11 protein-coding genes are annotated in these 13104 nt (G+C 71.9%); 4 read left to right on the top strand and 7 right to left on the bottom strand.

The features are described from left to right. Positions 1-48 precede the first annotated feature (48 nt). From FLX08_RS17900 to FLX08_RS17915, 4 genes are read right to left on the bottom strand one after another with little or no spacing between them, the layout of a single operon-like run. A complete protein-coding gene (locus FLX08_RS17900; RefSeq protein WP_142620012.1) occupies positions 49-1233 on the bottom strand; it encodes an LLM class flavin-dependent oxidoreductase in 1185 nt (394 codons plus the stop codon). After that, complete coding sequence (locus FLX08_RS17905) at positions 1230-2582, bottom strand: NtaA/DmoA family FMN-dependent monooxygenase (RefSeq protein ID WP_142620013.1); 1353 nt, start codon at positions 2580-2582, stop codon at positions 1230-1232. The genes FLX08_RS17900 and FLX08_RS17905 overlap by 4 nt, the downstream gene beginning before the upstream one ends. A 43-nt stretch (positions 2583-2625) precedes the next feature. Next, positions 2626-3336 (bottom strand): GNAT family N-acetyltransferase, encoded by a 711-nt coding sequence (locus tag FLX08_RS17910; RefSeq protein WP_142620014.1) that lies wholly within the window; start codon positions 3334-3336, stop codon positions 2626-2628. 28 nt (positions 3337-3364) lie between these two features. Beyond that, entirely contained in the window at positions 3365-4282 is a 918-nt protein-coding gene (locus FLX08_RS17915; protein ID WP_142620015.1) for an NADP-dependent oxidoreductase, read from the bottom strand. A gap of 229 nt (positions 4283-4511) precedes the next feature. Between FLX08_RS17915 and FLX08_RS17920 the strand changes: the two genes are divergently transcribed. From FLX08_RS17920 to FLX08_RS17930, 3 genes are read left to right on the top strand one after another with little or no spacing between them, the layout of a single operon-like run. Continuing rightward, positions 4512-5372, top strand: coding sequence for an amino acid ABC transporter permease (locus FLX08_RS17920; protein WP_244312720.1), 861 nt, complete (start codon positions 4512-4514; stop codon positions 5370-5372). Next, positions 5369-6133, top strand: a complete 765-nt coding sequence (locus FLX08_RS17925) for an amino acid ABC transporter ATP-binding protein (RefSeq protein ID WP_142620016.1) — start codon at positions 5369-5371, stop codon at positions 6131-6133. Before FLX08_RS17920 ends, FLX08_RS17925 begins: the two co-directional genes overlap by 4 nt. A 33-nt stretch (positions 6134-6166) precedes the next feature. Further along, complete coding sequence (locus FLX08_RS17930) at positions 6167-7114, top strand: ABC transporter substrate-binding protein (RefSeq protein ID WP_244312726.1); 948 nt, start codon at positions 6167-6169, stop codon at positions 7112-7114. Positions 7115-7313: 199 nt separating this feature from the next. Here the strand turns inward: FLX08_RS17930 and FLX08_RS17940 are convergent, their stop codons facing one another. Then, the gene (locus FLX08_RS17940) at positions 7314-7910 is read right to left on the bottom strand and encodes a hypothetical protein (RefSeq protein WP_425280628.1); all 597 of its coding nucleotides are present in this window, start codon (positions 7908-7910) and stop codon (positions 7314-7316) included. Between the two features lie 188 nt (positions 7911-8098). Continuing rightward, positions 8099-8674 carry a TetR/AcrR family transcriptional regulator gene (locus FLX08_RS17945; protein ID WP_244312721.1) on the bottom strand — a complete coding sequence of 192 codons (576 nt, stop codon included), beginning with the start codon at positions 8672-8674 and terminating at the stop codon, positions 8099-8101. Positions 8675-8784: 110 nt separating this feature from the next. On the opposite strand from FLX08_RS17945, the gene FLX08_RS17950 reads away from it, so the two are divergent. Next, on the top strand, positions 8785-9339 hold the full coding sequence (locus FLX08_RS17950) for a hypothetical protein (protein WP_142620020.1): 555 nt from the start codon (positions 8785-8787) through the stop codon (positions 9337-9339). A 59-nt stretch (positions 9340-9398) separates the two neighbouring features. Here FLX08_RS17950 and FLX08_RS17955 read toward each other — a convergent pair whose 3' ends face one another. Continuing rightward, positions 9399-13013, bottom strand: coding sequence for a serine/threonine-protein kinase (locus FLX08_RS17955; RefSeq protein ID WP_167530473.1), 3615 nt, complete (start codon positions 13011-13013; stop codon positions 9399-9401). Positions 13014-13104 lie beyond the last annotated feature (91 nt).

A 13104-nucleotide genomic window follows, 5' to 3' on the forward strand; every position in this document is an offset into this window, starting at 1 on the left:
GGGGCGAGCCCGGCCGCCTCGCCCCGCACACGATCTCAGGCCGCGTCTTCAGGCCGCGTAGCGGCTGGCGGGACGGGCCAGGCCGAGCCGCCCGCGCAGGTCCACCGTGTCGTACGCCGACCGGAACGCGCCCGCGTTCTGCAGGGCGGGCACCAGGCCACGGGTGATCGCCGTCAGGTCGTGCGGCAGCACGCCCGGCCTGAGCCGGAAGCCCTCCAGCCCCGCCTCCCGCCACTCCAGCAGCAGCCGGGCGAGCTCCTCGGGGGTGCCGGTGAAGACGTGGGCGTCCGACTCGAACGCCGCGCCGTCGAGGTCGTCCAGCCGGGCCCTGCGCCCGGCCGCGTCGTGGGCGTCGAGGAAGACCACGAGATCCGCGAAGATCCGCAGCGGCGGCTCGGTGCGTCCCACCGCCGCCTCCGCCGCCCGGACGCTCCCGACGATCGCCGCCGCGTCCTCCCGGTCGCGCGGCGTGACGTACACGACGTCGGAGGACCGGGCCGCGAACTCGTACGGCAGCCTGTCGTGGGCCAGGGAGGTGACCAGCGGCTGGCCCTGCGGGGAGCGCGGCGTGATCGAGGGGCCCTTGACGCTGAAAAACTCGCCGCGGAAGTCGATGTAGTGGAGCTTGTCGCGGTCGACGAAGCGGCCGGTCGCCACGTCGCGGATCTCGGCGTCGTCCTCCCAGCTGTCCCACAGGCGGCGGACGACCTCGACCGCGTCGGTGGCCTCGGCGAACAGGGTCCGCACGTGCCCGGCGAAGACGGGATCCCGGTCGGGGGAGTAGTCCTGCGGCGGGAACGGAGGACGGCGGCCGAAGTGCGCCACATGGTCGGGACGGCCGGAGATCTGGGGCCGCCAGCCGGCCCTGCCACGGCTGATGTGGTCGAGCGAGGCGATGCCGATCGCGACGTGGAACGGCTCGGTGTGGGTCGTGCTCGTGGTCGGCACGAGGCCGATCCGCGAGGACAGCGGGGCCACCCGCGAGGCGATCAGCACCGCGTCGAGCCGCCCGCGCACCTGGTCGAGGCGGCCGTCGGGCTCGTCGAGGCGGGAGGACTGCAGGCCGAGCGCGTCTTCGAAGGTGACGAAGTCGAGCAGGCCGCGCTCCGCCTCCGCGACGAGCTCGGCCCAGTATCCGGGGGTGAACAGCCGGTCGGGCCGCGCGCCTTCGGCCCGCCAGGCGGCCGGGTGCCAGCCCGCCCCGTCCAGCGCGACGGCGAGATGCAGGGTCATGAGGTCTCCTCGATGCGGTTCGGAGTGCGGGGGGCGAGGCCGAGGTGGTCGCGGAGGGTGGGCCCGGTGTAGTCGGCCCGGAACACGCCCTTCTCCTGCAACAGGGGGACGACCTTGTCGACCAGGTCGTCCAGCCCGCCCGGGGTCAGGTGGGGGACGACGATGAAGCCGTCGGCCGCGTCGGTCTGCACGAAGTGGTCGATCTCGTCGGCGACCGTCCGCGGCGTGCCGATGAAGGTCTGCGGCGCGGCGACCTCGATGGCGAGCTCACGGATCGACAGGTTCTTCTCCTCGGCGAGGGCACGCCACTTGGCCACCAGCTCGCCGCGGTCGCGGCGGAACGCCGCGTGTCCCTTGGACACACCCTCGTCCAGGTTCGGCTCGACGTCGGGCAGCGGGCCGTCGGGGTCGTATCCCGACAGGTCGCGGCCCCACACGGCCTCCAGGAAGTAGAGCGCCGTCTGCGGGCCGACCTGCGCGCGGCGGATCTCGACGGCCCGCTCGGCGGCCTCGGCCTCGGTGTCGCCCAGCACGTACGTCACGGCGGGGAGGATCTTGAGGTCCTCGGGCCGCCTGCCGTACGCGGCGAGCCTGCGTTTGACGTCACGGTAGAAGGCGCGGCCCTCCTCCAGCCTGCTGTGCCTGCTGAAGATCACGTCGGCCGATGACGCGGCGAACTCGCGGCCCTCGTCGGAGTCGCCGGCCTGGATGATCACGGGGTGGCCCTGCGGGCCGCGCGGCACGTTGAACAGCCCCGAGATGTCGAAGTGCCGGCCCTGGTGCCGGAACGGCGTGACGCCACCGGGCCGCAGGAACCGCCCCGACCGCGCGTCGGCGGCCACCGCGTCCGTCGCCCACGAGTCCCACAGCTCCCTGGCGGTCTGCAGGAACTCCTTCGCCCGGGTGTACCGGTCGGCCTCGGCGAGGAAGCCGCCCCGGCGGAAGTTCTCCCCGGTGAAGGCGTCGAAGCTGGTGACCACGTTCCACGCGGCCCGGCCGCCGCTCAGGTGGTCGAGCGTGGCGAGCCGTCGCGCCACCTCGTACGGCTCGTTGAAGGTGGAGTTGACGGTCGCGGCGAGCCCCAGGTGGGTGGTGACGGCGGCCAGGGCGGAAAGGACGGTGAGCGACTCCGGGCGTCCCACGACGTCCAGGTCGTGGATGCGTCCCTTCGCCTCGCGCAGCCGCAGCCCTTCGGCCAGGAAGAAGAAGTCGAACTTGCCGCGTTCGGCCGTCTGGGCCAGGTGACGGAACGAGTCGAAGTCGATCTGACTGCCCGACGCGGGGTCGGACCAGACCGTGGTGTTGTTCACGCCGGGGAAGTGCGCGGCGAGATGGATCTGCTTGGTCACGGGGACTCCTGATGTCTCGAAACGGTCGCCCGATCTGCCGGTCTCACGCGACCGGCACGTCGGCGGGCACGCGTACGGTGGCGAACGTCGTCCGCCGGCGGAGCCGGAAGCCGAGCGCCTCGTAGACCCGGATGGCGGAGACGTTGCTCGCGGCGGCGTGCAGGAACGGCGTCTCGCCGCGGGCGCGGATGCCGGCGGCGACGGCCAGGACCAGCCGCGACGCCAGGCCCTGGCGGCGGAAGGCCGGATCGGTGCAGACCGCGCTGATCTCCGTCCAGCCGGGCGGGTGCAGCCGCTCCCCGGCCATCGCGACCAGCGCGCCGCCCCGGCGGATGCCCAGGTAGGTGCCCATCTCGACGGTGCGCGGCCGGAACGGGCCCGGCTGCGTGCGCGCGACGAGGTCGAGCATCTCCGGCACGTCGGCCGCCCGCAGGCGGACCGCCTCGTCGTCGGGTGCGGGGACCACGTCGTCGCCGGTTAGTTGCACGCCCTCGCCGTGCGCGACCACCTCCCACCCGTCCGGCAACCCGTCCGGCGCCGCAGTGGCGTCACCGGTGACCGCGACCGTCGCGCCGGGCCCCGCGAGCTTGGCCAGGTCGTTCCAGTCCGCGGGACCGGGCTCGCCGGGCAGCGCGAAGAACGGGGACACGTCGTCCGGGTAGCGCAGCGCGCCGCCGCACCGTTCGGCGAAGCGCGCGTGCGGGCCGGTCAGCGACGCCCACGCGGGGTTGTCGAGGAGGTGCCGGTCGCTCACTTCGGCTCCCCTCGGGACACCTCGCCGGTCACGCGTCCACCTCGATCACGATCTTGCCGCGGGCGTGGCCGTCCTCCACCGCGCGCAGGGCCTCGGGCGCCTGCGCGAGGGGGAAGGTCCGCGTGACGTACGGCCGGAGGGCGCCGCTCGCGGCGAGGCCGGCCACCGCTTCGAGCACCGCCCTGTCACGGGCTCGCTGGACGAGGGAGCCGCCGAGCCGCGTGACCGTCTCCCCGTCGGCCGCGCTGATCAGCTTCGAGCGGTCCTTCAGCACCTCGGCCGCCTCCTCCAGCGCGGCGCCGCCGACCAGGTCGTAGATCGCGTCGACGCCGTCCGGCGCGGCCGTGCGGATCCGGTCGGCCACGCCGGGCCCCGGCTCGACGTGGACGACGCCGAGCGACTCGACGAAGTCCTTCTTGCCAGCGCCGGCCGTGCCGATCACGGTGACGCCGGTGTGCCTGGCGATCTGCGCCGCCGCCACTCCGACCCCGCCGCCGACGCCGGTGATCAGCAGGGTGGCGCCGGCCGGCAGTCCGAGCGGGCGTACGCCGTCGTAGGCGGTGGCGGCCGCCACGGGCAGGGTCGCCGCGTCCGTGAACGACAGGGCGTCGGGCTTGCGCGCGGTCAGCTCGCGGGGGAGCAGCGCATACTCGGCGAAACCGCCGGCGAGCGTGTTGCCGAACACCGCGTCACCGGCCGCGAACTCGGCGACGCCGTCCCCCGCCTGCTCGACCACTCCGGAGACTTCGCGGCCGAACACGGCCGGGAACTCGACCGGGACGATCTGCGCGAGGTGACCGTCGCGCTGTTTCCAGTCGACGGGGTTGACTCCGGCGGCGCGCACCGCCACGAGCACCTGCCCGGGACCGGGCACCGGCCGTTCGACGTCCGCGAACGCCTCGACCTCCGGGCCTCCGTATCGGGTGAACACATATGCCTTCGGCATCGGACCTCCTGTCATTCGTCCACCTGCGACGTATCGTAGATAAAAACCTACTAAACAAGTAGGTCTTGACGGTATTACTTAGGTGTGCTGAAGATGGGGGCATGTCAGACGTCCGAGGCGCGATGACCGCGCCCGCCGTGCCGGAGGAGACGGCGGCCGAGTCCGCCGGCTCCTGACCGTCGTCAAGGCACGTCACCCCGGGCGCTGGATCGCCGGCGCGCTGGTCGCGGTGCTGCTGGCCATGGCGGTCAACGCACTGGTCACCAACCCGGCCTGGGACTGGCCGGTCGTCGGCGCCTACCTGTTCCACCCCTCGGTGCTGCACGCGGTGCTGTTCACCGTGGAGCTGACCGCGCTCGGCATCGTGCTCGGCTTCCTGCTGGGCACCGTGCTCGCGCTGATGCGGCTGTCGCGCGTCCCGCTGCTCGCGTCGGCGGCCTGGGGCTACGTGTGGCTGTTCCGGTCGGTGCCGCTCATCCTGCAGCTGCTGTTCTGGTACAACCTCGCCGCCCTGTACAAGCAGATCTCGTTCGGGGTGCCGTTCGGGCCCGCGTTCTTCTCCGTCGACTCGATGGACCTGATCGGGCCGGTGACGGCGGCCGCGCTCGGCCTGGCGCTGCACCAGGCGGCGTACGCCGCGGAGATCGTGCGGGGCGGCTTTCTCTCGGTCGATCCTGGCCAGCTGGAGGCGGCCGCCGCGCTCGGCATCCCGAGGGCCAGGCAGATCTTCCGGATCCAGCTTCCGCAGGCCATGCGGTCGATCGTCCCGGCGGCCGGAAACGAGATCATCGGCCTGGTCAAGGGCACCTCGGTCGTCTACATCATGGCGCTGCCCGAGCTCTTCTACCAGGTCCAGGTGATCTACAACCGCAACGGCCGGGTGATCGCGATGCTGCTGGTGGCCGCGATCTGGTATCTCGTCCTCACCACGGTGCTGTCGGTCGTGCAGCACCACGTGGAACGCAGGTTCGGCCGGGGCCTCGCGCGGACCCTGCCGCCCACGCCGCTGGAACGGGCGCGCCGGATCCTCACCGTACGGCGGGCCGCCCGGCGGCAGGGCCCGGCCTGGGACGGAGGCGGGCGGCGATGAGCACCCCCATGGTCGACGTGCGCGGCGTGCACAAGAGCTACGGCCCGCTGGAGGTCCTGCGCGGGGTGGACCTGACGGTCCGGCCCGGCGAGGTGACGGTGATCATCGGTCCGTCCGGGTCGGGCAAGTCGACGCTGCTGCGCAGCATCAACCACCTGGAGAAGATCGACTGCGGCTACGTCGCCATCGACGGCGAGCTCGTCGGCTACCGGCGGTCCGGCGACCGGCTGTACGAGCTGCGGGAACGCGACATCCTGCGCCGGCGCACCCAGATCGGCTTCGTCTTCCAGAACTTCCACCTGTTCCCCCATCTCACCGTCCGGGAGAACGTGACCGAGGCTCCCATCTCGGCCCAGGGCCGCCCTCGCGACGAGGCCGAGGCGCTGGCGGCCGAACTGCTGGAGCAGGTGGGCCTGTCGGACAAGGCCGGCGCCTATCCGCGGCAGCTGTCCGGGGGACAGCAGCAACGCGTCGCGATCGCCCGGGCCCTGGCGCTGCGTCCCAAGGTCGTGCTGTTCGACGAGCCCACCTCGGCACTCGACCCCGAGCTGGTGGGCGAGGTGCTGGAAGTGATGAAGGCGCTCGCACGCAGCGGCACCACCATGATCGTCGTGACCCACGAGATCGGTTTGGCCCGCGAGGTCGCCGACACCGTGGTCTTCATGGACGCCGGTCAGGTCATCGAGCACGGCCCGCCCCGGCAGGTGCTCGACCAGCCGAGACACGACCGCACCCGCGCCTTCCTCAGCAAGGTGCTCTGACCCCCAAGGAAGTCATCCCTGTCCCGGTTGTCCGTGCTCGGCGCGTCCGCACTGCTGCTGCTCGCCGCCTGCGGCACGGTTCCCGACGACGGCGCGGCCGGCGCCGCCGAGGCCGTCCCGCCCGGCGTCTTGAAGATCAACACGAGCCCGGAGCAGAACCGGATCCGGGCCGCGAAGGTGGAGGCGATCGCCGCCGAGGTGCCCGCCGCGATCCGGGCCAAGGGGGAGTTCCTGATCGGCACCTCCACGTTCGAGCCGCCGCTGTCGTTCGTCGCCGACGACAACGTCACCCCGATCGGGGTGGAGGAGGACATCGCCTCCCTCGTCGCCGACGTGCTCGGCCTCAAGCTGCGCATCGAGGCCACGTCGTGGGAGAACCTGTTCCTCGCGGTGCGGTCCGGCAAGTACGCCGCCGGCTTCTCCAACATCACCGTCACCGAGGAACGCAAGGACATCTACGACTTCGCCACCTACCGGCTGGACCAGCTCGCCTGGGAGGTGCCGAAGGGCAGCACGATCACCTCCATCGCCAAGCCGGCCGACGTCGCCGGGCTCAGCGTGGCCGTGGGCTCCGGCACCAACCAGGAGAAGATCCTGCTGGGCTGGGACAAGCAGAACCAGGCCGCCGGGCTGAAGCCCGTCCGGATCCAGTACTACAAGCAGGCGGCCGACACCTACCTGGCGCTCAGGTCGGGCCGGATCCAGGCGTACTTCGGGCCCAACCCCACCTCCGCCTATCACGCCGCGGTGAGCGGCGACACGAAGATCGTGGGCACCTACTCCGGCGCCGGTCCCACGCTCCAGGGGCTCATCGCCGCGATGACGCAGAAGGGCAACGGCCTGGCCGAGCCGATCGCCGACGCCCTCAACGCCCTCATCGAGGACGGCACCTACGGCAAGGTGCTCGCCCGCTGGGGCCTGTCCAGCGAGGCCGTCCCCGAATCCCTGGTCAACCCGCCCGGCCTGCCCCGCGAGCAGTAGGCCGTTTTTTGGAGAGACCGTCTCCGGAGAGACCGGCCGTCCGTACGGCGAGCCGGAGGTTGAACAGGGCGGCCCCACCGCTGACATGCAGCGAGCGCCCGCGGGGGTCGCGGACGCGAAGGCGAGCCGGTGGCCGGGTCAGGCCGGCGCCCACCCCCAGGGGGCCGGGGGTGGGCGCCGGAGCCGATGGGCCGCAGGTCTACTTGAGGATCGGGAAGCGGCGGACGAGGCGGGTGGCGGCCCACCGGGTGCCGAGCCCGAGGGTGGTGCCGGCGCCGGCGAGGGCGAGTCCCGCCAGGACGATGGCGTAGACGATGTGCTCGTCCATGAAGGGGTTGGTGGTCAGCGGCAGTTCCGCGGCCCACATCATCAGCAGGAGCAGTCCGCCGGTCGCGGCGGCGATGCGCATTCCGATGCCGAGGACGAGGGCGGCGCCGATGCCGGCGAGACCGGTCATGAACAGCCAGTCGACCCAGGCCTGACCCGCGAGGGTGTTGAACAGGCCGCCGAAGGTGTGGTCGGCCGTGCCCTTCAGGAAGCCCGTGGTCGGGCTGCCGCCGTTGATCCACGCCTTGGCGGCGGGGGTGGCGAAGCCCCAGCCGAACAGCTTGTCCAGGAAGGCCCACAGGAACACCCAGCCGATGGCGATCCGGGCGGCGGCCCACACGTACCGCACCGGGCCGGTGCCCATGGTGGCGGTGGTGGTCGTCTCGCCGTGCGTGCGGGGGGCGGGGACGGTGGGAGCGGCGGCGCGGAGGTGGTGGTTCCTCTGGTTACGCCCTTCGATGGTGGCCATGACCGGCCCCTTTCAACGTCTTTTCGCTCTTTTCGACACCTCAAGGAAACCGCGATCACCGGCCGTGCCGCAGGTGCCGTACGGCACGCTCAGACCGGCATGAAGTCCCCTGATCGTGGGACTTTCGGTCCAAGCCGGTCAGACGAGGCGGACCGGCACGCCGTGAGGCATCGCCGAGGGCCGCCCGCTCAGCTCCGGGCCGAGTCGCCGATGCCGATGACGGCCCGGCTGCTGCGGAGGAACGAGGCGGCGACGGTGGCCGGCTGGTCGAGATATCCGGCGACCATGGCGCCGTCGCGGATCAGCATCAGGTCGTCGGCGACCTCGGCGGCGTTCGCGATCCCGAGCGGGGCGATCAGCTGCTCGAACGCCGTCCTGTTCCAGCGGCGATGCGCCTCGACGGCCTTGCGGACCGGGCTGTCCGCGTCGGGATGTTCGGCGGCGGCGTTGATGAAGGGACAGCCGCGGAAGCCGGGCGTGCAGGCGATCATCCCGATCGCCTCCGCGATCGCCCGCAGGGTGGCGTCGACATCGCCGTCGCCCTGCTTGATGGCCGCGCAGATGCCGTCGCGCTCCAGGGCGGCGCGGCGTTCGAGGTAGGCGACGACGAGGTCGTCCTTGCTCTTGAAGTGCCGGTAGAACGTGACCTTCGTCGTGCCGGCCAGGTCGATGACCTTGTCGACGCTCACGGCGCGGAGCCCATGCGCGTAGAACAGCTCGGTCGCCGCCTCGACGAGGCGCTCACGCATCGGGCTGCTGCTCATGCTCGAGATCATACGCATTCCTCCCTTGCGCCGGACCTCCCGGCGGGCTACTGTCTGCCAGGTAGAGTTACTAGTCATTCTACCTAGCCTGCCTGCCGAAAGGGGAGACGATGACCACCGTCGCCGACAGAAGCGCCAGCCGCACCGCCATGGCGTTGCGGAACCTCTACGTGGTGCGCTTCGCATTCGCCCTCATCTGGGCGATCCTGCTGTTCCTGACGCAACCGGCTTCCGGCCCGCTGGGCACGGCACTGCTCGTGATCTATCCGCTGTTCGACGTCGCCGCGGCGCTCGTCGATCTGCGCTCCACGACCGCGCGCCCCACCGCGGCCCTGTACGTCAACCTGGTCCTCAGCCTGCTCACCGCCGTGGGCCTGGCCGTCACGGCGGCCTCGGGCGTGCCCGCGGTGCTGCGGGTCTGGGGCGCTTGGGCGATCACCGCCGGAATCGTGCAGCTCATCGTCGGCGTCAGCCGGCGCAGCCTCGGGGGCCAGTGGGCGATGATCCTCAGCGGAGGGATCTCCGCGGTCGCCGGGACCGCGTTCATCGTCCAGGCCGGCACCCCGGCCGCGTCGCTGACCAATCTCGCCGGCTATGCGCTCTTCGGCGGCATCTTCTTCCTCGTCTCCGCCCTGCGTCTGAACCGCGCCGCCAAGAGCGCGTGAATCCCCCTGCGCTCCCGGAGCCGCCGGCCGCCGATCACGTGCGAAGCGGGACCGCGACCTCAGCAGATCTTCGTGTAGGGCACTTCCCCGCCGACGTGTTCCCGCCACTCGGCCGGGGTCAGTTGCCGGCCGGCGCGCCGGCAGACCTCGGGTGCGGCGTGGCCGGCGTCGAGGGGGAGTTCGTGAAGAGTGCCGTCGGCTCCGAGGACGCGCAGCACACTGCCGTCCGCGGAGAAGGCCATGACAGGTGGCACCGGGTTTCCCTGCTCGGCGTCGCCCACGGTGACGACCTGCGGAGCGCCCAGCTGGTAGCCGCCGGCCACGTCGAACAGCGTGACGCGGGTGTCATGGCTGACCGCCAGGAACCGTCCGTCGGGGGAGAACCTTCCGCTCAGCGCGTTCCCGGGCAGCTTGAGCAGGCGCCCGGTCGGCTTCCAGGTGCGTGTGTTCCACAAGGCCACCGCTCTGCCCCCGTACGGGGATGCCGCGAGGCCGCCCTTCGGGGCCAGTGTCATCCAGCCCTTGGCCAGTGTGCCGGGGCCCTCCGACCGCGGCAGTACCTTCTTTTCCACGAGGTCGATGACGTCGACGCCGCCGTCGTCGGCGGTGACGAGGGTCTTTCCGTCGGCGCTGAAGGACATGTGTCCCCCCGCGACCGGCGTGAACCGCATCACCTGCTCGCGACGCCCGACATCCACGATCTCGACACCGCCCTTACCGGTGTAGTCGCTGGGCAGACTGTGGCTGAGGGCGAGGAGGCGGCCATCCGGGCTGAACCGCAGTTCGCGGTTCTCCGCGCTCTCCTCCTTCAGCGTGACGTCGCCCAGTTTGCGCCGGGTCTCGATGTCCCACAGCGTCAGCTTCGGCGTGGAGGCATTGAAGACGCTGGTCGCCAGCGTGCGGCCGTCCGGGGAGACGGCCATGCCCAGCTCTTCGAACTTGTTCGTGCCCGGCTTGATCTTCAGGTTCGTCTCCGTGAGGGCGGGCAGCGCCCATCGGTGCAGCACACCGCCGGCCAGGGCGAACAGGGTGTCGCCGGTGACGTCGAGCTCCCTGTTCTCCGCGTCGGCATCCGGGACGTCGGGTGGCCGCGTGTGCCGGCTGATGTCGTAGGCCGTCACCTGTCCCGTTTCGTCGAGCAGGGTGAGCGTACGGTTGTCGGGGCTGATTCTCGGGGACCCCACGATCGCGGCGTCGACGGTCATATCGAGAAGCCGGACGCCGTCCTTCAGCCGCCACAGTGCGACGGTGGTCCCTTGCCCGCCGGCGTCGTAGGTGACCAGCAGCGTGCCGTCCGCGCTGAAGACCGCGTCCTGGCTCGGGCCGTGTAAGTTTCGCCCCCACTCGCCTGTGGTCAGGTTCCACAGCCTGACCTTCTCCTCACCCGTCTCGTGGTCCGCGATCACGGCGAGAGTGGCGTCGGGGGAGAAGGCGAGGATCCTGCCGGGGAGGCTTCCCGGGAGCCGCATGCCACGGACGGGTCCGCCTGCGGGAAACGCCCGCAGCGTGGCCGTCGGCCTTTCCCCGTCCGTGACGGCCACCACGCCGAAGTCGTCGTGCGGGCCCAGCGTCGCGGCATTCAACGCCAGGATCTCCGACTCCGGCAGCGTCGCCGGCGGAATCTCCAGCCGCCGTTTCCCGACGTTCCACAACGCGTGGTACGGCCCGCCCCGGTTCTCGTACGCCCACAGGTATCCGCCCCCTGGGCTGAAACGCAGTTCGCTGGGGTCGCCCTTGCCCGCGTTCTGCCTTCTCGGCACGACCGCCCCGTCGCCGAGGCGCTCGCCGGTGCGCAGGCTCCACAGGTGGATCCCGTTCCTGCCCAGTGCGAGGGTGTCGCCGTCCGGGCTCAGGGCGGCGCTGAAGGGGCCGTGCCCGACCCCGGTGAAGGTCCTGATCGTCTTGCCGGTGCCGACGTCGTAGGCGGTCACCCTGTCGGCGCCCGCGCTGACCAGTATCCGTCCGTCGACGCTGAGCGCCCGCCCCTCGTTGGCGAGCGCCGGGTCCTTGAAGACGCGATGCTCCTGCTGCGCCAGTGCGCTGAACACCGCCGCCCTCGCCTCAGGCACCGGTGCGATTCGATAGGCGGCGACGCTCAGCAGCATCGCCTTCACCGGGTCGCTGTCGCGCAACGCGTCGGCCTGCAGGGCGACCCGGCGAGCGGCGGCCTGAGCACGCTGCTCAGCGAGCCGCAGGTCGCTCGCCTCACTTCTGCGTGCCTGCTGCCAGGCGAACAGTCCGCCGGTGAGCGCGCCGACGAGCAGCATCGCCACCGTGCCCGCCAGCAGCCTGCGCCGCCTGCCCTGCCGCGCCGAGTCGGCGCCGCTTCGCCGGAGGAACTCTGTCTCCAGGGAGTTGAGCGTGAGGCGCGTCGACGCCGTCCAGGCCAGGGCGGCGTGCAGGGCGCCGCCTCGCAGGAGGTCCTCGGCCAGGCGCCCGTTCGCTGTCCAGCGGCGGGCGGCCTCGCCGAGCCGGCGGTGACGGCCGATCGACTCGGGATCGGAGGTGACCCATTCATGCAGGCGGGGCCAGGCCCGCAGCAGCGCGGCCTTGCCCAAGGTGACGGTGCCGGCATCCAGGCGGACCAGCGACGCCCGATCAAGTGCCTGGAGCACTCGCCGGGCCTCCTCCGCGTCGGGCCGCCCCTCGACGAGCTCGCCGAGGGCCGCGCTGCGCGCCACCTCCTCACCGTCCCGCACGTCCACCAGGCGCAACAGCAGATCGCGTGCCACCTCGCGCTCGTCCGGCGGCAGCGCCGCGTACACCTGCTCGGCGACGACGCCGAGCGCGGGTTCCGCCGCCAGGGAGTCCGGAGGCCGTACGCCCGAGGCGGCCCGCGTGCCGCCGACGAGCAGGGCGCTGCCGGTCCCGCTTCCGCCGAGAAGGCTCAGCAGGAGCCCCTGGGCGGAGGGGCGGCCGGCCGGCTCCTTGGACAGGGCGGCGGCGGCGAGTTCGCGCAGCCCCGCGGGCAGCGCACCGAGATCGGGATCATGGGTCAGCAGCCGGTTGATCACCGCGATCGGTGTGGGCCCGTCGAACGCGTCGCGGCCGGTGGCGGCGAACAGGAGCACCGCCGCCCAGGCGAACACGTCGGCCGCCGGCTCGGCCTGGCCGCCGGAGAACAGCTCGGGCGCCATGTAGGCGGGGGTGCCCACGAGTCCTTCGGTGGTGCCGGTCGTCACTCCGGCCGCACGGGCGATGCCGAAGTCGATGACCCGGGGGCCGTCCGGGCCGAGCAGCACGTTCTCCGGTTTGAGATCGCGGTGGACCACCCCGGCCTCGTGAATGGCGGTCAGCGCGGTGGCGATGCCGACGGCGAGCCGGTGCAGCGCCTCGGGGCCCAGCGGCGGCCCTTCGCGCACCGCCCGGCGCAGACTGGGGCCGGGGACGAACTCGCTGACGATGTACGGGCGGTCGCCGTGGAGGTCGTGCCCGAGCACCCGGGCAGTGCAGAACGGCGGCACCCGCTCGGCCGCCCGCGCTTCCTTGGCGAATCGCCGCCGCAGGGGATGGTCGCCGGCGAGATAGGCGTGCAGCACCTTGACGGCGACCCGGTTGGCGGCCTCGTCGTACGCCTCGTAGACGACGCCCTGCCCACCCGATCCCAGCCTTGTCGCCAGCCAGTACGGGCCCAGGCGTAAGGGACCCTCGGGGCCCGATGCCTTGCTAGTCATGCGCATTAGATCCACGAGGAGTGCATTCGGTTGTCGGTCTCACGGTTGTCACCGGTGCGCCGGTTCTTCGGCGACGCCGCCACCGGCTTTG

This window comes from Microbispora hainanensis, assembly GCF_006874475.1.
GTDB classification, from domain to species: domain Bacteria; phylum Actinomycetota; class Actinomycetes; order Streptosporangiales; family Streptosporangiaceae; genus Microbispora; species Microbispora hainanensis.